Annotated in this window: 17 protein-coding genes; 11 read left to right on the plus strand and 6 right to left on the minus strand. The window is 60.6% G+C overall.

The annotated features are described in order from the left end of the window. Positions 1–45 precede the first annotated feature (45 nt). The 7 genes from treP to tadA all read left to right on the plus strand — a co-directional run bounded on the left by treP (position 46) and on the right by tadA (position 9509). Entirely contained in the window at positions 46–1488 is a 1443-nt protein-coding gene (treP, locus tag AWM79_RS09925) for a PTS system trehalose-specific EIIBC component (protein WP_017131729.1), read from the plus strand. A 44-nt stretch (positions 1489–1532) separates the two neighbouring features. Beyond that, positions 1533–3182, plus strand: a complete 1650-nt coding sequence (gene treC / locus AWM79_RS09930; RefSeq protein ID WP_060782731.1) for an alpha,alpha-phosphotrehalase — start codon at positions 1533–1535, stop codon at positions 3180–3182. A gap of 99 nt (positions 3183–3281) precedes the next feature. After that, positions 3282–4508 (plus strand): maltoporin, encoded by a 1227-nt coding sequence (locus AWM79_RS09935; RefSeq protein WP_026013147.1) that lies wholly within the window; start codon positions 3282–3284, stop codon positions 4506–4508. Positions 4509–4571: 63 nt separating this feature from the next. Next, positions 4572–7106 (plus strand): phosphoenolpyruvate--protein phosphotransferase, encoded by a 2535-nt coding sequence (gene ptsP, locus AWM79_RS09940; RefSeq protein ID WP_060782732.1) that lies wholly within the window; start codon positions 4572–4574, stop codon positions 7104–7106. A 2-nt stretch (positions 7107–7108) separates the two neighbouring features. Next, complete coding sequence (locus tag AWM79_RS09945) at positions 7109–7399, plus strand: PTS sugar transporter subunit IIB (RefSeq protein ID WP_017131733.1); 291 nt, start codon at positions 7109–7111, stop codon at positions 7397–7399. A 239-nt stretch (positions 7400–7638) separates the two neighbouring features. After that, a complete protein-coding gene (locus AWM79_RS09950) occupies positions 7639–9015 on the plus strand; it encodes a multicopper oxidase family protein (protein WP_060782733.1) in 1377 nt (458 codons plus the stop codon). After that, positions 9015–9509, plus strand: coding sequence for a tRNA adenosine(34) deaminase TadA (gene tadA / locus AWM79_RS09955; protein WP_017131735.1), 495 nt, complete (start codon positions 9015–9017; stop codon positions 9507–9509). Before AWM79_RS09950 ends, tadA begins: the two co-directional genes overlap by 1 nt. A 70-nt stretch (positions 9510–9579) precedes the next feature. Here tadA and cmoB read toward each other — a convergent pair whose 3' ends face one another. From cmoB to lon, 4 genes are all read right to left on the minus strand, one after another. Further along, complete coding sequence (cmoB, locus tag AWM79_RS09960) at positions 9580–10536, minus strand: tRNA 5-methoxyuridine(34)/uridine 5-oxyacetic acid(34) synthase CmoB (RefSeq protein WP_017131736.1); 957 nt, start codon at positions 10534–10536, stop codon at positions 9580–9582. Then, positions 10533–11276, minus strand: a complete 744-nt coding sequence (gene cmoA, locus AWM79_RS09965; RefSeq protein ID WP_017131737.1) for a carboxy-S-adenosyl-L-methionine synthase CmoA — start codon at positions 11274–11276, stop codon at positions 10533–10535. The genes cmoB and cmoA overlap by 4 nt, the downstream gene beginning before the upstream one ends. Before the next feature lie 214 nt (positions 11277–11490). Continuing rightward, entirely contained in the window at positions 11491–11883 is a 393-nt protein-coding gene (locus tag AWM79_RS09970) for a protease inhibitor I42 family protein (RefSeq protein WP_060782734.1), read from the minus strand. Positions 11884–11953: 70 nt separating this feature from the next. Next, on the minus strand, positions 11954–14386 hold the full coding sequence (gene lon / locus AWM79_RS09975; protein WP_060782735.1) for an endopeptidase La: 2433 nt from the start codon (positions 14384–14386) through the stop codon (positions 11954–11956). Positions 14387–14875: 489 nt separating this feature from the next. Here lon and AWM79_RS09980 point away from each other — a divergent pair, with 489 nt between their 5' ends. Further along, positions 14876–15898 carry an NAD-dependent epimerase gene (locus AWM79_RS09980; protein WP_017131740.1) on the plus strand — a complete coding sequence of 341 codons (1023 nt, stop codon included), beginning with the start codon at positions 14876–14878 and terminating at the stop codon, positions 15896–15898. A gap of 163 nt (positions 15899–16061) precedes the next feature. Here the strand turns inward: AWM79_RS09980 and AWM79_RS09985 are convergent, their stop codons facing one another. After that, a complete protein-coding gene (locus AWM79_RS09985; RefSeq protein WP_060782736.1) occupies positions 16062–18086 on the minus strand; it encodes a TonB-dependent receptor in 2025 nt (674 codons plus the stop codon). A gap of 265 nt (positions 18087–18351) precedes the next feature. On the opposite strand from AWM79_RS09985, the gene AWM79_RS09990 reads away from it, so the two are divergent. The 3 genes from AWM79_RS09990 to AWM79_RS10000 all read left to right on the plus strand — a co-directional run bounded on the left by AWM79_RS09990 (position 18352) and on the right by AWM79_RS10000 (position 19917). Continuing rightward, on the plus strand, positions 18352–18576 hold the full coding sequence (locus tag AWM79_RS09990; RefSeq protein WP_017131742.1) for a VF530 family protein: 225 nt from the start codon (positions 18352–18354) through the stop codon (positions 18574–18576). Positions 18577–18645: 69 nt separating this feature from the next. After that, positions 18646–19260, plus strand: coding sequence for a Pr6Pr family membrane protein (locus AWM79_RS09995; RefSeq protein WP_060783968.1), 615 nt, complete (start codon positions 18646–18648; stop codon positions 19258–19260). A gap of 135 nt (positions 19261–19395) precedes the next feature. Further along, positions 19396–19917 (plus strand): C40 family peptidase, encoded by a 522-nt coding sequence (locus tag AWM79_RS10000; RefSeq protein WP_082712603.1) that lies wholly within the window; start codon positions 19396–19398, stop codon positions 19915–19917. Here AWM79_RS10000 and AWM79_RS10005 read toward each other — a convergent pair. Then, positions 19819–23031: a transglycosylase domain-containing protein gene (locus tag AWM79_RS10005; protein ID WP_060782738.1), complete on the minus strand. Its 3213-nt coding sequence runs from the start codon at positions 23029–23031 to the stop codon at positions 19819–19821. The two genes, AWM79_RS10000 and AWM79_RS10005, sit on opposite strands and share 99 nt — an antisense overlap. Positions 23032–23472: the final 441 nt, after the last annotated feature.

Below are 23472 nucleotides of genomic sequence, written 5' to 3' on the forward strand. Positions count from 1 at the left end.
GTGCTGCCAAGCCTTTCCAATAACAAGAAACAGCGGAAGAAAAGTATGAGCCACGACTATCCGAATATCGCTCGCGAGCTGCTGCAAAGTCTCGGCGGCGCCGAAAACCTCGAGCAGGCCGCTCATTGTGTCACCCGTCTGCGGCTGGCGCTCAAAGACCCGAATAAGGTCGACAAGGTCGCCCTGTCCGCGATCGAGCTGGTCAAGGGCTCATTCTTTAGCGCTGGCCTGTTTCAGATCGTCATCGGCCCCGGTGAGGTGGAAAAAGTCTACGCCGCGTTGCGCGAGCTCACGGGCCTGGCGGTGTCGACCATTGCCGACGTCAAGCAGAAAGGGGCCGACAAGACCCACGCCATACAGCGGCTGGTGCGGGTGTTTTCCGATGTGTTCATGCCTATCCTGCCGGCGCTGATCATTGCCGGGCTGCTGATGGGGGTGAACAACCTCATGGGCGCCAAGGGCATGTTCATCGACGACAAAACGCTGCTCGAGGCCTATCCGTCGCTGGACGGCCTGTGGAGCCTGATCAATCTGATGGCCAACACGGCCTTCGTGTTCCTCCCGGCGCTGGTCGGCTGGTCGGCGGCCAAGCGCTTTGGCGGCAGCGAAATCCTCGGTATCGTCCTGGGCCTGATGCTGGTCCATCCGGACCTGCTCAATGCCTGGAACTACGGTAAGGCGGTCGCCGGCCTGGACGGCCAAAGCCTGCCGTACTTCGATATCTTCGGCTGGTTTCGTATCGAGAAAGTCGGCTACCAGGGACAGATTCTGCCGATCCTGATGGCCGCCTATGTCATGAGCGTGATCGAGAAGTGGCTGCGGGCGCGAGTGCCCAATGCCATTCAACTGCTTGTGGTGCCGATCACCACCATCGTCGTCACCGGTGTCCTGGCGCTGGCGATCATCGGTCCGGTGACCCGCCACCTGGGGATCCTGATCACCGAAGGGATGGTCTGGCTGTTCGACGTGGCGCCGGCGCTCGGTGGTGTGATCTTCGGCTTGCTCTATGCGCCGCTGGTGATCACCGGCATGCACCACATGTTCCTCGCGGTGGACCTGCAATTGATCTCGGGCCATGGCGGCACTTTTATCTGGCCGATGATCGTTATGTCCAATCTGGCCCAGGGCAGCGCGGCCTTCGCCGTGTTCTACATGAGCCGCAATGCCCGCGACCGCGGCATGGCCTCGACCTCGGCGATCTCCGCCTACTTCGGTATCACGGAACCGGCGATGTTCGGCGTCAACCTGCGCTACAAGTTTCCGTTCTACTGCGCGCTGATCGGCTCGGCACTCGCCAGCGTGTTGCTTTCGCTGAACCAAGTGCTGGCCTCGGCCATCGGCGTTGGCGGTTTGCCGGGGTTCATTTCGATCATTCCGTCGTTCATCCCGATGTTTATTGTCGGCATGCTGATCGCGATTGTCGTGCCTTTTGTCCTCACCTGCGGCTTGAGCGTGAAGATCGTCCGTCCCGGCTACCGCGTCGCTTGAGGTGCAAGCCCGATACCGACGCCACTGACGACAAGGGAATTCCCATGCAAGACTGGCAACATTCGGTGATCTATCAGATCTACCCGAAGAGCTTCCATAGCCATGCAGGCCAGGCCACCGGCGATCTGCTGGGGGTGGTCGACAAGCTCGACTACCTGAAGTGGCTGGGCGTCGATTACCTGTGGATCACTCCGTTCCTGGGGTCGCCGCAACGTGACAACGGTTACGACATCAGCGACTACTACGCCATCGACCCGAGCTACGGTACCATGGCCGACTGCGAGTTGTTGATCGCCGAAGCCGGACGGCGCGGCATCAAGCTGATGCTCGATATTGTGGTCAATCACACGTCCATCGAGCACGCCTGGTTCCAACAGGCCCGCAGCAGCCTGGACAACCCGTACCGCGACTTCTACATCTGGCGCGACCAGCCGAATAACTGGCAGTCCAAGTTCGGCGGTAGCGCCTGGGAGTACGAGGCGCAAACCGGCCAGTATTTCCTGCATTTGTTCGATCACACCCAGGCCGACCTGAACTGGGACAACCCCAAGGTGCGCCAGGAAGTTTTCAAGATGATGCGCTTTTGGCGCGACAAGGGCGTCGGAGGTTTTCGCCTCGACGTGATCAACCTGATTTCCAAACCGGCGGATTTCCCCGAGGACGCCAGCGACGGACGGCGTTTCTACACCGACGGTCCGAATGTCCATGAGTACCTGCGGGAAATGCATCGGGAAGTGTTTGCCGGTCATGATCTGATCAATGTCGGTGAAATGTCTTCCACCAGCCTGGAGCACTGCATCCGTTATTCGCGTGCGGAGTCGCGGGAGCTGTCGATGACCTTCAACTTCCATCACTTGAAGGTCGATTACCCGAACATGGAGAAATGGGTGCGCGCCGATTTCGACTTCCTCGAACTCAAGCGCATCCTTTCCGACTGGCAGCTCGGCATGCAGGCTGGCGGCGGCTGGAACGCCCTGTTCTGGTGTAATCACGACCAGCCACGGGTGGTCTCGCGATTTGGCAATGACGGCGAGTACCGCACGGTTTCGGCCAAGATGCTCGCCACCGCGCTGCACTTTCTCCAGGGCACGCCCTACATCTACCAGGGTGAAGAACTGGGTATGACCGATCCTGGCTTTGACCATATCGCCCAGTACCGCGATGTCGAGACCCTGAACATTTACCGCATCAAGCGTGAAGCCGGCGAGTCCGAAGCACAGAGCATGGCGGCGATCATGCAGAAGTCCCGCGATAACGGTCGTACACCGATGCAGTGGAGCGCAGGGCCGAACGCCGGCTTCAGTTCGGTGCAGCCGTGGATCGGTGTGCCGTCGAATGCGGCGCAGATCAACGTCGAGCAACAGCGACAAACGCCTGACTCAGTGCTGCATCACTATCGTCGTCTGGTGGCCTTGCGCCGTACCGAAAGGTTGATGGTCGAAGGGGTTTATCGTCAGTTGCTTCCCGAGCATCCACGGGTCTGGGCCTATGTGCGCGAAGGGCAGGGCGAGCGTCTGCTGGTCATCAATAACTTTTACGCCGATAGCTGCGAGGTCCTGTTGCCTGAGGGAGTCTTCAGTCCGGGACAAGAGCTGCGCGTGGTGATCAGCAACTATCAGGATTGTCCTGCACACGGTCGCGAATTGTTGCTGCGACCCTACGAGTCTTTTGTGCTGTATCTGTCAGAAAAGTAGGAAAAATCCTTCGTCAAATACGGTTCGCACCACATCGTGCGCTGGGAGGTTGCGCCTGACAATTGAGCATTGATCACAATAAAAATAATGAGGTGGTTCATGAAAACAATAATAAATAGAAGCCTTGTGGTGGGCTGTGTATCCCTGGGGCTGCCATTCTCTGCTTACTCCCTGGAGTTCTCCGGATACCTGCGTAGCGGGTTGGGAAGTTCACTCAACAGCAGTTCGCAAAGTTGTTTCCAGTTACCGGGCGCACAATCCAAGTACCGCCTCGGCAATGAGTGCGAGCACTATGGGGAGCTGGAACTGCGCCAGGATCTGCTGACGCTCGACGATGGCTCGGTGTTCAGTGTCGATGCCATGGCCTCGCTCTATAACAAGTACGATCGTGACCTGAGATTCCAGGGCAATGACCACGGTTCAGCGCGTATGCCGCAAATGTACGCGCATTGGTCGAACATGCCGTCGCTCAATGGCGGTTCCCTGTGGACGGGGCGTCGTTACTACAAGCGAAACGATATCCATATCTCCGATTTCTACTACTGGAACCAGAGCGCTACCGGCGCTGGTGTCGAGGATGTGCGGATCGGCGACCTGAAGTACAGCTATGCGTTTTCGCGCAAGGACAACCTGTACCAGAAGGATTCTATCAATCGCCATGATTTCAACGTGGCAGGATTCAAGACCCACGCCGAGGGTGAGCTGGAGTTCGGTTTCAGTTACATCGATGCCCCTCGGCATGGCGATACCCAACGAGGGTGGGCGATCACCGCGCAGCATGTGCGCAACGACTTCCTGGGTGGCAAGAACAAGTTTGCCCTGCAATACGGCGAGGGGCCGGGCACCGGCCTGGGCTACACCGGCGATAAGCATCTGGATACCGGCAACAAAAGCTACCGCGCGGTGGAGTTCTTCGATTGGCAGGTGACCCGGCGTTTTGGCGGGCAGGTTGCGGCGGTTTATCAGAAGGACATTCGTCCCGATGGCCAGGGCCAGACCTGGATGTCTCTTGGCGTGCGCCCGTCCTACGCCATCAGCGAACAATTCAAGCTGGTTACCGAGCTGGGCCATGACCGGGTCGAGGCGCCAGGCGGCACCCGCAAGCTCAGCAAGTTTACCTTCGCCCCGACCTGGTCACCCAAGGGCGCGGATTTTTGGGCGCGTCCCGAAGTCCGTCTCTACTACACCTACGCTAGTTGGAACAAAGCAGCGCAGCGGGCGGCCAACGAGTGGGCGGCGGGCTCTGCGTTGTCCGATACCGGGGCTTTCGGTAGGGCGCGAAATGGCGCCAACGTGGGTGTGCAGATTGAGTACTGGTGGCAATAAGTTCATGCGGGTGGGGCATTTGCCCTGCCGGCGTTTCAAAGAATAACGATAGAAGGTGATGTCATGACCGCAACCTCTTCCCTGGAACTGCTCGCGCCGTTATCAGGGGTGCTGATGCCATTGGACCGGGTCCCCGATTCGGTGTTCTCCAGTCGCCTGATCGGTGATGGCCTGTGTATCGATCCGACGTCCAGCGTGCTCTGCGCACCGTTGGCCGGAGTGATTAGCAATGTTCAGGACAGCGGGCATGCCATCAGCCTTACCGATGAACATGGCGTGCAGGTTCTGTTGCATATCGGCCTGGACACCGTGAATCTGGCGGGCAAGGGCTTTACCGCACGGGTCCGCGCAGGCGAACAGGTACAGGCAGGGCAAGCGCTGATCGAGTTCGATGCGGACTATCTGGCCCTGCATGCCCGCAGTTTGTTGACCCTGGTGGTGCTGGTCAGCGGTGAGCCCCTTACCCTGCACGTGCCTGCTGACGGGCGGGTCGAAAGCGGCCAGACGTTGCTAAGCCTGAGCCTGGCCGCGACGCCCGGCATCGCGCCAGTGAAGGGCGAGGGCGAAGTGTTATTCTCCCGCCCCCTTAGCCTGCCCAATGCCAATGGCCTGCACGCCCGTCCGGCGGCGGTGCTGGCCCGGGCGGCGAAAGATTTTGCCGCCAGTATCCATCTGCACAGGCACCAGGACAGCGCCAACGCCAAGTCGCTGGTGGCGATCATGGCGTTGCAGACCGGTCCGGGCGATGTCCTGCAGGTCAGTGCCGCGGGCGAGGATGCCCAGGCTGCCCTCGATACGCTGACGACCCTGATTGCCCAGGGATGTGGTGAAACCATTACGAGCGAGAGCACCGTGGCAACCTTCGATGCCCCGCAGGCATCGTCCGCGACCCTCTTGCGCGGAGTCTGCGCCTCGCCAGGCTCGGCCTTCGGCAAGGTGGTGCAGATCTGCGAGCAAGTGCTGAGTGTCCAGGAGTCGGGTGTTGGCGAAGATCACGAACGTGCCGCCCTCGAACGTGCCTTGATGGAAGCGACCCAGGCCCTGCAGGCCTTGCAGGACAATGCGCTCGGCAGCACCCAGGCGCAGATTTTCCGGGCCCACCAGGAGCTTCTCGAAGACCCGAGTCTGCTGGAGCAGGCCCAGTCGCTGCTGGCCCAAGGCAAGAGCGCGGCCTTTGCCTGGCGTGCAGCCACCGCGCAGACCGCGGCCTTGTTCAAGCGTCTCGGCGGCGACCGGCTCGCCGAGCGCGCCCTGGACCTGGTGGACGTCGGCCAGCGCGTACTCCGTTTGATCCAAGGTGTCCAGGAACCGGCGACGGAGTTGCCGGACGATGCGATCCTGATCGCCGAGCAACTGACGCCGTCGCAAACCGTCGGGCTGGATACGCGCAAGGTGCTGGGGTTCGCCACGGTCGGCGGCGGTGCCACCAGCCATGTCGCGATCCTCGCCCGGGCCTTTGGCCTACCGGCGTTATGCGGACTGCCGGCGCAGGCTTTACACATTGCCTGCGGTACCCAAGTGCTGCTGGATGCCGATCTGGGGCAGTTGCATCTACAGCCCGAAGAGGCGGACGTCCAGCAGTTGCTGGTCAAGCGCCAGCAGCAGCGCCAGCGTCGCCAGCGCGAAACCGCACAGTCCCATCAGGCTGCGCGCACCCGCGATGGGCATCACGTCAAGGTCATGGCCAACGTAGCTTCGCTGGCGGAAGTGAAGCAGTCGCTGACGCTGGGCGGCGAAGGCGTCGGCTTGCTGCGCTCGGAGTTTCTTTATCTTGATCGCAGCAGCGCCCCGAGTATCGAAGAGCAGGGCACCACTTATTCTGCGATCGCCCAGGCCCTGGGTCCGGAACGCGCCCTGGTGGTGCGTACCCTCGATGTCGGTGGTGACAAGCCGTTGGCTTATGTGCCAATGGACAGCGAGGCCAACCCGTTTCTCGGCATGCGCGGCATTCGCCTGTGCCTGCAACGTCCCGAACTGCTGCGCCAGCAATTGCGGGCAATCCTCGCCTGCGCCGGACGGACCCGGCTGCATATCATGCTACCGATGATCACTCAGTTGGCCGAGTTGCATCAGGCCCGACTGTTTCTGGTCGAGGAAGCCCGAGCGCTGGGGCTGAGCGAACTGCCGAAACTGGGGATCATGGTCGAGGTGCCCTCGGCGGCCCTGATGGCCGATCTGTTTGCGCCGCAAGTGGATTTCTTCTCCATCGGGACCAACGACCTGACGCAGTACACCCTGGCGATGGACCGTGATCACCCGCAGTTGGCGAGTCAGGCCGATAGTTTGCATCCGGCGGTGTTGCGCCTGATCGCCACCACGGTGCAGGCGGCCCATGCCCATGGCAAGTGGGTGGGGGTCTGCGGCACCCTGGCCTCCGAGGTTCTGGCGGTGCCGGCCCTACTGGGGCTGGGGGTGGATGAGTTGTCGGTCGGCGTACCGTTGATCCCATCGATCAAGGCGGCGGTGCGCGAGGTCAGCCTGGAGGAGTGTCGGACGCTGGCGCAACGGATTCTTGGCCAGGAAAGCGCGGAGCAGGTCCGTGAGTTGCTGCGCCAGCATCAACAATTAACGGCGGTCGCGCCGGTCTTGGAGAACTGATCATGTTCGATACATTAAAGCGGGCGTTCTGGAAGGCCCTGACTCCGGACTTGGTGCCGGATCAATCGACGCTCGCCAGCGCCGCCCCGGCGCCAGCACTGGCCGCGCCGATCCTGACGGCCCTGGGCGGGGAGGCCAATCTCAAGTCCTGGCGGCGTGTGGCGCTGACGCGGCTACGGGTCGAGTTGCATGATGCGAGCAGAATCGATTCGTCGGGGTTGCGGGCAGCCGGTGTACCGGGGGTGATGGCATTGCCCGGTGGCGTGGTTCATTTATTGGTAGGGCTGGACTGACGCCATCGCCGGCAAGCCTGCTCTCACAATGTTGGGGCTGTACTCGACATTTGTTTACGAGTGAAAACCCGGGGGACCAGGCTTGTCGGGACACCGCATTGCCGCGAATGGGCCTGACTGACAGGACGCGCCTGCGGCCTATCGCCAGCTTGGCCTTACTGTTTCTCAACTGCGGGTGTATCGTATTTGCCTTTTGTGGGCCTTAGGCCCTCGGTTGATTCGGTGAGGTGGTTGAGTTCATGTCTTTTTCCCGTCGGCAAATACTCGGTGGCCTGGTCGGTGTGGCAGTGATCGGTGTGGGCGTCGGCGGTGCATCGCGGTACTGGCTGAGGAAGATGGCTGACGCCGAAATCGGACATGATTACCAACTGATCGCCGCACCGCTGGATGTCGAGCTGGTGGCCGGGCACCGGACTCCGGCCTGGGCCTTCGGTCCTTCGGTGCCGGGCACCGAGCTGCGGGTCCGCCAGGGGGAGTGGTTGCGAGTGCGTTTCATCAACCATCTACCCGTTGCCACCACCATCCACTGGCACGGCATCCGCTTGCCGTTGGAAATGGACGGGGTTCCCTATGTTTCACAACTGCCGGTCTTGCCGGGCGAGTATTTCGACTACAAGTTCCGCGTCCCGGATGCGGGCAGCTACTGGTACCATCCCCACGTCAACAGCAGCGAAGAGTTGGGTCGCGGGCTGGTCGGTCCATTGATCATCGAAGAGCGCGAGCCCACTGGTTTTCGCTATGAGCGTACCCTTAGCCTGAAAAGCTGGCATGTCGATGAAGAGGGCGCATTCGTGCCCTTCAGCATTCCCCGGGAGGCTGCGCGGGGCGGGACGGCGGGACGGCTGGCGACCATCAACGGTAGGCCGCAAGCGGTGGTCGAGCTACCGGCCGGACAGATCACCCGGGTACGTCTGCTCAATCTTGATAACACGTTGACTTATCGCATCAATATCCCAGGCGCCGAAGCGCGGATCTATGCTCTGGATGGTAACCCCGTGGTGCCACGGCCCCTGGGCAAGGAGTACTGGCTCGGGCCAGGCATGCGCATCTGCCTGGCGATCAAGGCCCCAGCGGTGGGTGAGGAGTTGTCCTTGCGCAACGGCCCGGTGCGGCTCGGCACCTTCCGTTCGGTCGCTAACGCCGACGCCCCGACCGAGTGGCCCCCCGCCTTGCCGGCCAACCCGATTGCCGAGCCGGACCTGGCGAATGCCGAGAAGCTCAACTTCAATTTCGAATGGGTGGGCTCGGTCTCGGTGAACCTCGATACTGGCCGTCCGCCGAGCCTTTGGCAGATCAACGGTAGAGCTTGGGACATCACCGACAAAACCTGCGCCGACCGGCCCATCGCCAAATTGGAGAAGGGCAAGAGCTATATTTTCGAATTGAAGAACATGACCCAGTACCAACATCCGATCCACCTGCACGGCATGAGCTTCAAGGTCATTGCCTCGAATCGCAAGACGATCATTCCGTACTTCACCGATACCTATCTGCTGGGTAAGAACGAGCGCGCGCGGGTGGCCCTGGTGGCGGATAATCCAGGGGTGTGGATGTTCCATTGCCATGTGGTCGACCATATGGAAACCGGCCTGATGGCCGCCATCGAGGTGGCGTGATGCGCCAGATTCGTCCCACCGCGATCATCGATCGCAGCCGCGACCAGGATTTCATGCGCGAGGCTTTGTCGTTGGCGAATCAGGGCGCGGCGCTGGGTGAGGTGCCGGTAGGCGCGGTGGTGGTCCAGGGCGGCGAGATTATCGGGCGCGGCTTCAACTGCCCGATCAGCGCCAGCGATCCGAGCGCTCATGCCGAGATGGTCGCCATTCGTGCGGCGGCCCAGGCTGCGGGCAATTACCGGCTGCCGGGCAGTACCCTCTACGTCACCTTGGAACCGTGCAGCATGTGCGCCGGGCTGATCGTCCATGCGCGGATTGCCCGAGTGGTGTACGGCGCGCTGGAGCCCAAGGCAGGGGTCGTGCAGAGTCAGGGACAGTTCTTCAGCCAGGACTTTCTCAATCATCGTGTGCTGTTCGAGGGTGGCGTGCTGGTCGAGGAGTGCGCAAGCATTCTCAGCGAGTTCTTCAAGGCCCGTCGTCGGGCCAGGTCCTGATTCACATCTGCCTGAGGTGCGAAGCTGGACCCGCTCGCCGCAGGGAGTCCAACTCTCTCAGGGGCGAGGTTTATTTGCGGGCGACGATCACCGCTCGCATCGGCGCCGGCAGTCCTTCGATGGTCTTGCTGTGATCCTCGGGGTCGAGAAAGTCGCTCAGTGATTGATACTTCATCCATTCGGTTCCACGTTGCTCCTGCACGGTGGTCACGCTCACGTCCACGCACCGCACATCGCTGAACCCGGCACGCCGCAACCAACGCTCCAGCGCTGGTACAGAGGGCAGGAACCAGACGTTGCGCATCTGCGCGTAACGATCCTCCGGCACCAGCACCTGGTTCGCGTCGCCTCCCACCACCAGGGTTTCCAGCACCAGTTCACCGCCTTTGACCAGGCAGTCCTTCAGCGCCAGCAAATGCTCGATGGGCGAGCGCCGATGGTAGAACACGCCCATGGAAAACACCGTGTCGAAGCCTTCCAGATTGGCCGGCAAGTCCTCGAACGGAAACGGCAGGTGCCACGCCGCAGGCTCCGACAGGTAGCGTTGGACCGCCTGGAACTGGCAGAAGAACAGCCAGTTCGGATCGACCCCGATCACTGTGTCGGCACCGGCACCGAGCATACGCCACAGGTAGTAACCATTGCCGCAGCCGACATCGAGAATGCGCTTGCCCTTGAGATCTAGGTGTGGAGCGACCCGCGACCATTTCCAGTCCGAGCGCCATTCGGTGTCGACATGCACACCGAACAGGTCGAACGGTCCTTTGCGCCAGGGGCTCAGGCCCATCAGGGCACTGCGCATCTGCACACGAGTGGCGTCGTCACAGTCGCCGTCGAGGATCAGCCCGTTGAGCAGGTCGACCGCGCTCGGCTGGATCTTCGGCAGAGCGTCGAGTGCACTCTGCCAGCGTTGCAGGTCGCCATGACCTTTGTCCATCCTGCTATCGAGTCGGGCTTGCAGGCCGTCGGCCCAAACGGCCAGCGGGGTGCCCGCCAGACGGCGGGCGAGGGGTGACAGATCGATCATGGCAGGGCAATCAACGAGGCAAAGTTAAGACACTGGAACCACGGCACGACTTTTGAGAAACCCGCCGCCAGCAGACGCTCTCGGTGTTCTTCGAGGCTGTCGGGCTTCATGACGTTTTCGATGGCACTGCGTTTCTGGGCGATTTCCAGTTCGCTGTAGCCGTTGGCGCGCTTGAAGGCGATATGCAGATCGGTGAGCAGCGTATGTTCCTCGACATCATTGAAGCGCAGTTTCTCCGACAGGATCAGCGCGCCGCCGGGCAGCACGGCCTGGCGGATGCGTCCGAGCAGGGCAAGGCGTTGCTCGGGGGCTATGAATTGCAGGGTGAAATTCAGGGCCACCACCGACGCGGGCTGGAAGTCCAGGGCGAGGATATCGCCTTCGATTACTTCGACCGGCAACAGCTCCTGGAACATCGAGTCCTGGCCGTTGAGGTACTCACGGCAGCGTTCTACCATGGCACGGGAGTTATCCACGGCAATCACCCGGCAGCCATCGAGGCGCACATGCCGACGCAGGGCCTGGGTCACCGCGCCGAGGGAACTGCCCAGGTCATAGAGCACGCTGCCCGGCTGGGCGAACTGCGCGGCGAGCACGCCAAGGTTTTCGACAATGGTCGGATAACCGGGCACCGAACGCTTGATCATGTCCGGGAACACCCGCACCACGTCTTCATTGAAGGCGAAGTCCGTTAACTGGGGCAGGGGTTGGGCGAAAAGGCGGTCGGGTTCTTTGCTCACGGCGGTTCCGGCGACGATCGAGAAAAAGGGTCGGCATTTTAGCCAAGTTGACACGGGGATGCGCGGTTTGTCGGATAAAGCGTTCGGGCACGGCGAAACTCAGGCCCACCCCGGCTCGGGAGCATGGGGCTTCTGGACAAACAGCCGCGAATCGATGTTCACCCCGTCGAGGAGCGCAACGGCATCCCTCGAGGCGAGAATCAACCGGGGCAGGTTACTTCACCACGATTGGGCAATCGAAGCTTTGTACGGGCGCAACTTCCGGTTCCCAGGGTTGTTGATAGGTCAGGCGCAAGCGCCCGGTGCCGGCGGCGAAGGCCTGGAAGCGCCAGCTCGATTGGCCGGCGGCGCCGATCACATCACTGTTCTGCGGGTTACGGTAGACCTCCGGTCCGAGGCTCTTCAGCACGCCGCCGGCGGAGTCCTGGATGGCCCAGCGATAACCGCTGGTGGGGTTGCTCGGCAGGGTGAGGATCATGTTCTGCCCAGGCGTGAGTTGCATCGGGCACTCACGCTGGTTTTCCACCGTTACGTTTTGGCGGGGCTGCTGTGCGCAGGCGGCCAGCAGCCCCAGGCTTAACGCAAGCAACAGGTGAGTCGGGGTCATAGTATCTCCAATCATTGCAGCGATAACGGAGCATAACCCAAGATTCGCCGTGTGCCACGGGCAGTGACAATCAGAACAACACCTTCGCGACATCGGCGAAACGCTTGGCGAAGTGCACAGTGATGCCTTCCTTCAGGTAGTCCGGCAGTTCCTCGAAATGGCCCCGATTCGGTTCCGGCAGGATCAATTCGTGAATCTTCTGTCGCCGTGCCGCGATCACTTTCTCGCGCACGCCGCCAATCGGCAGCACATGTCCGGTCAGGGTCAGTTCGCCGGTCATGGCCACGCCTTTCTTCGGCGGCTGGTTCCTGGCCAGGGACAACAGGGCGCTGGCCATGGTGACGCCTGCACTCGGGCCGTCCTTCGGCGTGGCGCCCTCCGGCACATGCAGGTGAACAAAGGCCTCATCGAAGAACCCTGGGTCACCGCCGAACTGCTTGAGGTTGGAACTGACGTAGCTGTAGGCGATTTCCGCCGACTCCTTCATCACCTCGCCCAACTGCCCGGTGAGCTTGAAGCCGCGATTGAGCGTATGAATCCGCGTCGCCTCGATCGGCAGGGTCGCGCCGCCCATGCTGGTCCAGGCCAGGCCGGTAATCACCCCGGTGCCGCTCAGTACCTGCTCGTTGCGAAACACCGGTATGCCCAGGGACGCTTCGAGATCCTTGTTGCCAATCTTGATCGTGCTGTCGGGCGCATCCAGCAGCTTGACCACCGACTTGCGCACCAGCTTGCCGAGCTGTTTTTCCAACTGGCGCACGCCGGCTTCGCGGGCATAGCCGTCGATCAGCGTGCGCAGGGCACCGTCGCTGATCGACAGGCGGCTTTTCGCCACGCCGGCTTTGGCCAGTTGCTTGGGCCACAGGTGGCGCTTGGCAATCGCCAGTTTTTCCTCGGTGATATAGCCGGACAGGCGAATGATTTCCATACGATCGAGCAGCGGGCCGGGAATCGAATCCAGGGTGTTGGCGGTGCAGACGAACAGCACTTTCGACAGGTCCAGACGCAGGTCCAGGTAATGGTCGAGGAAATCGACGTTCTGTTCCGGGTCGAGGGTTTCCAGCAGCGCGGAGGCGGGGTCGCCTTGGAAGCTCTGGCCCATCTTGTCGATCTCGTCGAGCATGATCACCGGATTCATCACCTCGACGTCCTTCAGCGCCTGTACCAGCTTGCCTGGCTGGGCGCCGATATAGGTGCGCCGATGGCCCTTGATCTCGGCTTCGTCGCGCATGCCGCCGACGCTGAACCGGTAGAAGCGCCGCCCGAGGGACTCGGCGATGGATTTACCGATGCTGGTCTTGCCCACCCCCGGCGGACCCACCAGCAATACGATGGAGCCGCTGATCTCGCCCTTGTAGGCGCCGACGGCGAGGAACTCGAGGATTCTCGATTTGATGTCATCCAGGCCGGCATGGTGCTGGTCCAATACCTTACGCGCATGCTTGAGGTCGAGCTTGTCCTCGCTGTACACGCCCCAGGGCACGGAGGTTGCCCATTCCAGGTAGTTGCGGGTGACGGCATATTCCGGCGAGCCGGTCTCGAGGATCGACAGTTTGCCCATCTCCTCGGTGATGCGCTTCTGCGCCTGAGTCGACAGGACCTTGCCCTGCAAGCGTTGCTCGAACTGTTCGATATCGGCGCTACGATCGTCCTTGGTCAGACCCAGCTCCTGCTGGATGACCTTGAGCTGTTCCTTAAGGAAAAACTCGCGCTGGTGCTCGCCGATCTTGCGGTTCACTTCGGCGGAGATTTCCTTCTGCAGGCGCGCGACCTCGACTTCCTTGCGCAGCATCGGCAGGACTTTTTCCATGCGCTTGAGCATCGGCACACAATCGAGAACCTCCTGCAGCTCATTGCCGGTCGCCGAGGTGAGAGCGGCGGCGAAGTCGGTCAGCGGCGACGGGTCGTTGGGGCTAAAACGATTGAGGTAGTTCTTCAGTTCTTCGCTGTACAGCGGGTTGAGCGGCAGCAGTTCCTTGATCGCATTGATCAGCGCCATGCCGTAGGCCTTGACCTCGTCGGTCGGCTCGCTGGGCTGGTGCGGGTATTCGACTTCCACCAGGTACGGTGGACGATGATGTTTGAGCCAAGTGCGGATGCGCACGCGGGTCAGGCCCTGGGCGACGAACTGCAGCTTGCCGCCTTCGCGGCTGGCGTGGTGGACCTTCACCAGGGTGCCGTACTCCGGCAGGCTCTTGGTGTCAAAATGACGGGTGTCCTCGGTCGGCGTGTCGACGAAGAACAGCGCCAGCGAGTGATGTTCGGACTTGCTCACCAACTCCAGGGTTTCGGCCCAGGGTTCTTCATTGACGATAACCGGCAGCACCTGCGCTGGGAAGAACGGACGGTTGTGGATCGGGATGATGTAGACCTTGTCCGGCAGATTCTGTCCCGGCAGGGCCAGGCCGGTACCGGCGGTGGCGGCGGTCTCGGGGTTGTCCGCGAGACGCTCGGCGTCGGCCTGTTGGGTCGGATGATCGGGGAATTCTTGCTGGTTGCTCATTGGGGCACCTGCACTGTTGAGTATGCAGGTTAGATGGGGCGGGCTTCTGCTGGTTTCAATGGGCTGGAGCGATAGCCAGGCTCAATCCGACCGATAGCTGTAGAAGGTAGTTTGTACATGCTTGTTTTTTTGTGGAAATTTTTCCAGGCAGCGTTCGTTCGTCGATTTGACCCAAATAGTAGCCAATCGCTTCGTTCGTCGTGCGATCTTTTGTGCGACGGTCGCTAATCTGCGCTCGCCGAATTTTTAGTACCCCGTCAGGCCAGCTTTTTTGGACCCGCTGAATCGTTGACGAACAAAGACTGGCCATTGGTCAGGACTGTCATTTCTGACAGTAGAGTCTTGTTCCGCGTTCTTCTAGGGTCCTATTGACTTCATGCATGCTCTATCTATTGGAGGCTTGCAACGAGAGTCGCGGCCATGGCGAATCTATCCGCCGGCCTGTTTCGTCTCTGTCCGGTGTACTGATCGACGGTACGAGGTAACACCATGAGCAAGATTCTCGTAACCGGAGTCGCAGGCTTTATTGGGTTTCATATTGCTCGGCGCTTACTGCAAGACGGTGACCAAGTGGTCGGTCTTGACAACCTGAATGACTATTATGACGTTTCGTTGAAAAGAGCACGGCTGGCGATGCTCCAAAAGTCGGCGGGTTTTCGCTTCGAATTACTGGATGTTGCGAACCAGGAGGATATGCACGCTCTCGCCAGCTCCGAGTGTTTCGAATATGTTGTGCATATGGCCGCTCAGGCAGGCGTTCGTTGTTCACCCAAGAACCCGGTGAGCGGTTATGTGGAGTCGAATCTCGTCGGTTTCATGAATATCCTGGAGATATGCCGACATACCTCTGTACGGCATCTGATCTACGCCTCGTCAAGCTCCGTATATGGTGCGAACACGCGGCTGCCTTTCTCAACTCACGATAATGTGGACCACCCTCTCAGCCTTTATGCCGCAACGAAAAAATCCAATGAATTGATGGCGCATACCTATTCACATCTCTATCGGCTGCCGACGACAGGGCTACGTTTTTTCACGGTCTATGGCCCTTGGGGGCGGCCGGATATGGCGTTGTTCGCCTTTACGAAGGCCATTCTTGAAGGACACCCCATCGACCTGTTCAATAACGGCGATATGCAGCGGGACTTTACGTTTATCGACGATATCACGGAGGTCGTGATGCGTTTGATGCGACGCGTACCGGAGGTCGATCCGACGTGGCATGGGGATCGCCCGGACCCGGCCAGCAGCGATGCGCCTTACCGGATCTATAACATCGGTACTCACCATGCGGTGCAGTTGATGCATCTGATCGAAATCCTGGAGAAGTTGCTGGGGCGAAAGGCGAAGCTCAACCGGATGACGCGGCCAGTGGAAGACATGACAGTGACGTGCGCAGACATCGGTGATTTATCGCGCGATATAGGATTTCGTCCGAATACGCTGATCGAAGAAGGCGCGATGCGCTTCGTGAAGTGGTACTGCAACTATTATGTTCGGTCAGGTGTTTGACAATCCATCCGTCTGTGTTTGCAATAACCGCGTTGTCTCCTTCGCCGGCTAGGTCTGTACGAAATGCCTTCGAACGAGGCCGGGCAAAGCTAGCCTGTTTTCAACGCTGCCTGGGCGAGCGCGGATACATTTCGTACAGAGCCAGGCTCCGCTCCCACAGTCCCTAGAACGTGGTACGCAAGCCGAACTCGACGCTGCGTCCCGGTGCCGGCGCGATATCGCGCAGGATCGAGCTGGCGTAGCGCACGGTCTGGTTGGTCAGGTTGTCGCCCTTGACGAAGGCCAGCCACTGGCTGCTACCGATATCGAAGTGATAACCGGCGCTGGCGCCGAAGGTGGTATAGCTGGAGGTGCCTGATTCGTTGTCCGGTACCCGACCTTGTCCCGCCGCGTGTTCGACATCGAAGCGGGCCTGCCAGCGATCCAGTTCCCACAGTAAACCACTGTTTAGGCGCAATGGCGCGATACGCGGCAGGGCTTCGCCGGTATCGAGATTGGTGGCGCGGGTGTAGTCCCCGGACAGTTCCAGGGCAAAGCTGCCATAAGCGCTTTCGCCGAGCTTCCAGTGATCCTGTGCCTCGAAGCCGGCGAAGTGTGCCCGCACGCCCGAGTAGCGGTATTCGGCAATCCCGTCAGCGTCCTCCAGGCCTTCGTCGTTGAGGGTGCGCCCGCTGCCCAACAGGCCGATGTAGTTGGAGAAATGGCTGTAGAACACGCCGAAGCTGCCTTTGTGAGTGCCGTTGTCGAAGCGCAGGGCCAGGTCGCTGGACACCGCTTTTTCCTTCGACAGGTTGGCATCGCCGACTTCATAAGTGCCGGTGGCCACATGGGCGCCGTTGGCATACAGCTCGTAGAAGGTCGGCGCCCGTTCGGTGTAGCCCAGCGTCGCGGCCAGGGACCAAATCGGTGTCAGGGTGTAGACCGCGCCGGAGGACAGGCTGGCAGCGGTGAAGCTGTTGCTGCGCTCGGCATTGGCAAAGCGTTCGTTGCCCTTGCTGTCCGGGTCGACCGTAGTGTGTTCCAGGCGGCCGCCGAGGCTGAAGGTCAGGCGGTCGCTGGCCTTGAGTTCTTCGAGCAGGAATAGTGCCCCGCTGTTGGTGTCGGTCTGCGGGACGAAGGCTTCCTCGCCCAGGGCGGAGAATTCGTTGCGGGTAACTTGTGCGCCGATCACTCCGTTAAAGGGACCGACCGGCAGGTGACGGGCTTCGACTCTGGCTTCATAACCCTTGTTCTTGAAGACCGTACCGACTTCGCCGCCTTCGATTTCGCGGTGTTCGTAGTCGGTGTAACCGGCATCGAGTTTCACCGAGCTGAAAGGCCCTTGCAGGTTGCGGACTTCCGAGGCGAAGGCGTAGTGATCCTGCTGCATGCGGATGCGTACATCCTGCTCGGCAGGGGAGCCGTAGTTGCTGTCATAGTTGCTGTAGGACAGGCCGGCGTAACCGTCCTCCCAAGTGTAGGAGCCGCCCACCGCGCCACCGTCCTGGCGACCGTCGCTGTTGCCCAGGCGGCCATGGCGGCCTTCGCCGTCTTCACTGGCCGGGGCGTTGCGGTTGCGGGCGTCGCCGGGAATGCGCAGGTCATTGAATTCGCGGGCGTTGGCATCCAGGTGCAGGGCAAAGCTGCCGTTGCCGGCTTCCAGTTTGCCAGCGCTGCTGCGGGTGGTGTCGGCACCACCGTAACGCAGCTCGCCGGCCCCGTGGATGCCGTCGATGGGATTGGTTGGAATACGGTTGTCGAAGGTATTGACCACCCCGCCGATGGCACTACCGCCGTAGAGCAGGGCGGCGGGGCCACGGACGATTTCGATTCGGTCGACAGTGACCGGGTCCAGTGGCACTGCGTGGTCGTAGGACAGCGACGAGGCATCCAGCGCACCGACGCCATTGCGCAACAGACGGATGCGGTCGCCGTCCTGGCCGCGAATGATTGGTCGACTGGCACCCGGCCCGAAGTAGGACGACGATACCCCAGGTTGTTTGTTCAGGGTTTCGCCGAGGCTGCCTTGCTGGCGCAGGGTCAGGTCGTCGCCTTCGAGCACGGTGCTGGGAGAGGCGGTGTGTTCGCTGCCCAGCGGGTTGGCGGTGATGACCTGAGGTTGCAGCTCCAAGGCATGGGCCGGACCTGCCATCAACCAGGCGGCGGCCAGCGGAGTCAGATGAGTGCGTAGAGGAGAGGAGAAAAGCATGAATGTTTCCTTGGCAAGCGGGGTGCGGCGTGCACTTTTGAGTCGCAAGAACAGATTGAAAACGGCTGGGTTTGATCGATGAATAATGTTGAGTTGTTATAACGTAACATATTTTATCGGTTCGCAAACACGTTAGACTCAATTCTGAGCGCTTTCTGCGTTATCGCAGGGGCACACAGCCTCATTGTCCGCTGCGGCTCTTCCCCCTGGCGAAGGCCTCGGCTAAGGTGCCCGACTTGTCCCATTTCGTCATTGAAGGTTTGGCATGACCGATACACCCAACAACCCCCTGCATGGGGTGACCTTGGAGCAGATTCTCAACGTCCTGGTGGCTCATTACCAATGGGCAGGCCTGGTCGAGCGCATCGATATCCGTTGCTTCAAGAGTGATCCGAGCATCAAGTCAAGCCTGACCTTCCTGCGCAAGACCCCGTGGGCGCGGGAGAAGGTCGAGAAGCTTTATGTGAAATTGATGCGCACCAAGCGCTGACGCCGCGTCGTGGAATTCAAAGGCCTGCCTGACCATCACGGTGCCACGGATGGTTGTTCGCGTCTCGCGTTGCTGGTCGCGGCGCTGCTGGGCTGGAGTGGCTTGGGCATCCAATTGCAACTGATGCTGATTTCGCGTTGGCAGGTCGAGGCAAGTCTGTTGGGTGGGCTGCTGACATTCTTCAGTTTCTTCACGGTGCTGACCAACACCCTGGTGGCGGTGGTGCTGACCTATGAAGTGACACCGAGGGAGTCGTCCGGCCGACGATTTTTTCTCAGGCCTTCGGTGCGTACCGCCATCGTGGCGAATATTGTGGTGGTGGGGTTGGCGTACAACCTGTTATTGCGTCCCCTGTGGCATCCCCAGGGATTGCAGTGGCTGGCGGATGAATTGCTGCACGACCTGATGCCGCTGCTGTTCGTGGCCTACTGGTGGCGCTGCGTGCCGAAGGGCACTTTGCGTTGGTGGCAGGTGGTGCCGTGGATGGTTTACCCACTGATGTATTTCGCCTATGTGCTGTTGCGCGGTCATGTGATCGGGGCGTATCCGTATCCCTTTGTCGATGTCGATAGCTTGGGTTATCCACAGGTGTTCATCAATGCCGGGCAGATCCTGCTGGGGTTTGTGCTGGTGGCGCTGCTGTTGATCGGCGTGGACCGCTGGCGTGGAAGGCACTCACACTGATCACCCGACGCAAGGGTGGAGATTTTCGTGTTTATTCTTGGGATATTTCCTACATAAAGCCGAGAAAAGCACTCTAAGCAAGCCCTGGACAGCTCCGTACCATGCCGCCTGATGTCAACAAAGGCGACGTTTATCATGTCCAGGTCAGTGTTAGCTGTGCTGTTTTTACTGGTGTTGGGAAGCTTCTGGCCAGCCCATGCCACCCTCAAATCAGCGAAAAATTCTTCGGTCAAGGCCACCCAGGTCCGGGCCACCGATGGGGCGGTGGAGCCATCCATCGACAATGTTATTGACCGTGCCCATCAATTGATCGGGACGCCTTATCGTTGGGGCGGCATGTCGGTCAAAGGCTTCGATTGCAGTGGCCTACTGGTCTACCTGTTTCAGAACGAGGCCGATATCCATCTGCCGCGAACCACGGTGGGGATGCGCCGCTCCAGCGCCAAGACTATCCAGCGCGGCAGCCTGAAGCCCGGCGATGCGGTGTTTTTCAACCGCAACGGTCGGGGCAGTGTGAGCCATGTCGGGCTCTATGTGGGAGGGGGCAAGTTCATTCACTCACCGCGCAGTGGCAAAACCGTGCGCATTGATTCCCTGAGCAACGCCTACTGGAAAAAGAGTTACACCCTGGCCAAGCGTTTTCATGCCGAAGGCTGAATGGAGCTGTTTCTCGGCGGCGGTTGCGACGCTCGTAGCGGTGCATAAGGTGTTGCTGCCTGGTTGCAGATAGGGCGTCAGGATCGGCGCCATGCCCTTAAGCACCTGGACCGGCAATGCCGAGGTGAATTTGAAGGTTTCAGCCGAGCGCCCCGGAACGAAGGCGGTCAAGGTGCCAAAGTGATGGTCGCCGATGTAGAAGACAAAGGTCGCGGTGCGGTTGATCGACTTCGAGCTCAAGACCCGCCCGCCCGCGCCGATGGCTTCGATCCGGTTATCCCCCGTCCCGGTCTTGCCGCCCATGGCCAGCGAGGTGCCGTCCGGCTGTTTGAAACTGCCGGAAACGCGCCGGGCGGTCCCGGCATCCACCACTTGTGACAACGCCAGGCGCAACGCTGTGGCCACCTCCGAGGGCATGACCCGCTGGCCCCTGCCTGGGTCATTGAGCAATTGTGTTTCATAGGGCGTGTCGGCGGCGAAGTGCAGGCTGTCGATGCGCAGTATCGGCATCCGTATCCCGTCGTTGAGGATGATCCCCATCAGTTCTGCCAATGCCGTCGGGCGGTCGCCGGAACTGCCGATAGCCGTCGCCAGGGACGGTACCAGATGGTCGAAGGGATAGCCGACCTGTTGCCAGCGCTGGTGGATATCGAGAAAGGCTTCGATCTCCACCATCACCCGGATTCGGCTGTCGCGGGCGCTCTTGTGCTTGCTCTTGAACAACCAACCATAGACTTCCTGGCGTTCGAACTCGCTGGCGCTCACCACCTGGCTGAACTTGGCCTGGGGGTTTTTCAACAGGTAGCCGAGCAACCACAGGTCCAGCGGATGAACCTTGGCGATATAGCCCTGGTCCGGCAGGTCGTAGGTCCCGGGACCGTAGCTGTTGTAGAGCTTGGCAAGGCGTTCGTCAGTGACCTTCTCGGTTTTCAGGTGGGACCGGACAAAGGCGTTGAACGCCGCTTGCGGTGCTTGCGGCAGCAGGTAGCGATGGACGGCCGCCAGGCGAATCGGCGTCGGGCGCATGCTGTCGAGGAAGGTTTCCAGGCGTTCCTGGGAATCCTTGTTCTGGTATTTTTTCCAGAAGCGCAACATGAAGGCCGTGCCTTCGCGGTCGGCGAAGCGCGCCAGGTATTCCTGGCGGCGCGGATTGTCATCGTCCTTGAGCAATTCGGCACTGTTGTTCGGACCCTGGTAGGTGCTGTAGCGCACCAGGTCGCGCATTAGCCGGATAAACGGCAGGTTGATCGACTCGCGCAGCGCCTCAAGCAAGGTCGGGCGGCGGCCATTGTCTTCGTTGCGGAAGTTGTGGAAGCGATGCAGGCCGCCGCCGGTAAAGAAGCTTTCGCCAGGACTCGCCGAATACTGGCGGTTAAGCGCTGCATCGAGCATTTTCGGCAGGTTGCGGTCGCTGTTTTGCGCCAGGTAGTCAACGGCCCAGCGGGTGATGCGGTCCTGCTCGTTGATCTCGACTTTCTTCAGTGCCGTCGGGGATTGATCGCCGTAGCGATCATGCAGTTCGGCGATGATCTGCAGGTAGGTGGTGAGGACCCGCAGCTTGGCGGTGGAGCCCAGTTCCAGTTTGCTGCCTTCGTTGATGTCGAAGGGCTGGTCGGTGCTGTCGGTCTGTACGCGGACCCGGTAGCTGTCGGCAGTTAGTTCGAACAGAGTGAAGCTGTAGCGCACCTGTTGGGTGCTGCTGGCGGTGAGCAGGCGTTCGCCCAGCAGGCCGATAGAGTCGGCGAACTCCGGGTTCGCCAGGCGGCGCAGGTAGTCACTGACCTGGCCTTGCAACTGTGATTGCAAGGTGCTGGTGGCCGACAGGTCAAGGCGATCGAGGTCGTACAACGAACGGTTGAGCATCGCCGCCAATCGACTGCGGGCCACGCTGATGCCCTTGTTCGATTCCACCGGCTGGATGGTTGGCTCTTGCAGCCAGTCCCGGTAGCTGACCTTGCTCGCCAGCGCGGCGGCGGCCAGCGGTGCGTCGATCACGCCATTCTGGGCCAGCAGGCGCAAGTGGCTGTCGGTCAGTTCGGCCAGCTCATTGCGACCTCGCGCGAGGTAGTGTGACGGACGCCGCTGGGCGATCATCAGCGACAGCACCTCACGCAGCGCCAGCCCACGCTTGGCCAGGCTCGTCGGATCGCTGGCGGCGCTGTCCAACTGTGCGTTGACCTGGGCGAAGTCCGCGCCGTACCAGACCCGCAAGCCCTCGGCCATGCCATGGACCTCACCGTGACCGGGCACCGCCGACAGGGGCACGCTGTTGAGGTAGTCACGCACCACGTTCTGCCGCACCTGCAGGGTCTGTGGCCCGTCCTGGTAAGCCCGTACACTGGCGGAAATCATCTGCCGGATCTTCTCGCCTCCTGACAAGGTCAGGCCATCCGGAGAGTGGCGGTACTTCTCCAGTTGCGTTGCCAGGGTGCTGCCGCCAGCGGTCTGGCCGCCGATATGCAAGATCTTGGCAATCTGCGACAGCACCGCTTTGCCGAAACGCGGCCAATCCACGGCGGGGTTGGCCATGGGGTGAGCAGGGTCGAGCAAATCGCGGTTTTCGATAAACAACAGGCTGTTGACCACCAGCGGCGGGATGGCGGCGAAGTTAGCATAGAGCTGTTGTGGATAGTTGTACTGGTAGAGGTCGGCGCCCCGGCAGTCGGTGATCGACAGGCCGGCCTGGATTTTCTCCACGTAGGGCACAAAAAAGCCAGCCTCGCTGTAGTCGAGCAAGGCGGGGGAGAAGCGTGCCTGTGCTTCGACCAGGTAGCCGCGCTTGGCCAGCCGGGAGAGGAAAGTCCCTATGTCGCTATAGCCCATGCGTTTGTCGAAAGGGCCGTCGCCGGGGTACAGCAGTGAGTCGCTGGGGCCATGAGCCAGGGAGTAACTCAGGTCAGCGGCAAAACGGCTGAACTCCCGTGCCTGGAGTTTGGAGGTATGCATTTCGTGGGAGGCGGCGACCCCGAGCAGAATCAGGGCGATCAACACCGCCAGCCAGAACAACGGCCACCAGGGCCTGCGTCTACGTTTTTTTTTCGGTAAAGGCGCCTCATCCGAACTGTGGGTTGGCACCACATTTTTGGTCGAATCGGAGTTCCATTGAGCACCCATAGTCGATTCATCCATTCACGCAGATTGATCGCACTTGCCTGAAGCTTAGACGCTGCCAGAGGGCGAGGAAAATTTTGTGAGGGTGGTCAGGTATTTCCTGCCTGTGAACGGCTTGTTAGTGGGAATACGTCGGGAATACGACGTCACGCATATTGTCGGATTCTGGGCTGAAAGGCTTGAGCCAGAGCCTTAAGCGGATTAAGGTCGGCTTCGGCTTGGAGTATGACGTTGCCTCATTGCCGTGCAATACTCCTCCGCGTTTTTTGTGCGACAGGGCTGGTAGAACCCAGGTAACGTACCTCTGTTTTCAGCGCTTTCGCCGAGAGTTATCGCTGAAACTTGTAGTTTATAGAGTGAAAAATCCTGCTCCCCGCTTTTTATACTGCGCACCCCGCTGATCCTGCAGGTTTGCCTTGTGGGACGGCATCGCTCACGAAGCGG

It is taken from the genome of Pseudomonas agarici, from assembly GCF_001543125.1.
Lineage (GTDB): Bacteria > Pseudomonadota > Gammaproteobacteria > Pseudomonadales > Pseudomonadaceae > Aquipseudomonas > Aquipseudomonas agarici.

Coding starts and splice junctions, on each gene's coding strand:
- ptsP (WP_060782732.1), top strand. CDS start 4,572: ATGACCGCAACCTCTTCCCTGGAACTGCTCGCGCCGTTATCAGGGGTG.
- cmoB (WP_017131736.1), bottom strand. CDS start 10,536: ATGATCGATCTGTCACCCCTCGCCCGCCGTCTGGCGGGCACCCCGCTG.
- AWM79_RS10000 (WP_082712603.1), top strand. CDS start 19,396: ATGTCCAGGTCAGTGTTAGCTGTGCTGTTTTTACTGGTGTTGGGAAGC.
- AWM79_RS09990 (WP_017131742.1), top strand. CDS start 18,352: ATGACCGATACACCCAACAACCCCCTGCATGGGGTGACCTTGGAGCAG.
- AWM79_RS09985 (WP_060782736.1), bottom strand. CDS start 18,086: ATGCTTTTCTCCTCTCCTCTACGCACTCATCTGACTCCGCTGGCCGCC.
- treP (WP_017131729.1), top strand. CDS start 46: ATGAGCCACGACTATCCGAATATCGCTCGCGAGCTGCTGCAAAGTCTC.
- AWM79_RS09980 (WP_017131740.1), top strand. CDS start 14,876: ATGAGCAAGATTCTCGTAACCGGAGTCGCAGGCTTTATTGGGTTTCAT.
- tadA (WP_017131735.1), top strand. CDS start 9,015: ATGCGCCAGATTCGTCCCACCGCGATCATCGATCGCAGCCGCGACCAG.
- AWM79_RS09945 (WP_017131733.1), top strand. CDS start 7,109: ATGTTCGATACATTAAAGCGGGCGTTCTGGAAGGCCCTGACTCCGGAC.
- AWM79_RS09950 (WP_060782733.1), top strand. CDS start 7,639: ATGTCTTTTTCCCGTCGGCAAATACTCGGTGGCCTGGTCGGTGTGGCA.
- treC (WP_060782731.1), top strand. CDS start 1,533: ATGCAAGACTGGCAACATTCGGTGATCTATCAGATCTACCCGAAGAGC.
- AWM79_RS10005 (WP_060782738.1), bottom strand. CDS start 23,031: ATGGGTGCTCAATGGAACTCCGATTCGACCAAAAATGTGGTGCCAACC.
- lon (WP_060782735.1), bottom strand. CDS start 14,386: ATGAGCAACCAGCAAGAATTCCCCGATCATCCGACCCAACAGGCCGAC.
- AWM79_RS09970 (WP_060782734.1), bottom strand. CDS start 11,883: ATGACCCCGACTCACCTGTTGCTTGCGTTAAGCCTGGGGCTGCTGGCC.
- AWM79_RS09935 (WP_026013147.1), top strand. CDS start 3,282: ATGAAAACAATAATAAATAGAAGCCTTGTGGTGGGCTGTGTATCCCTG.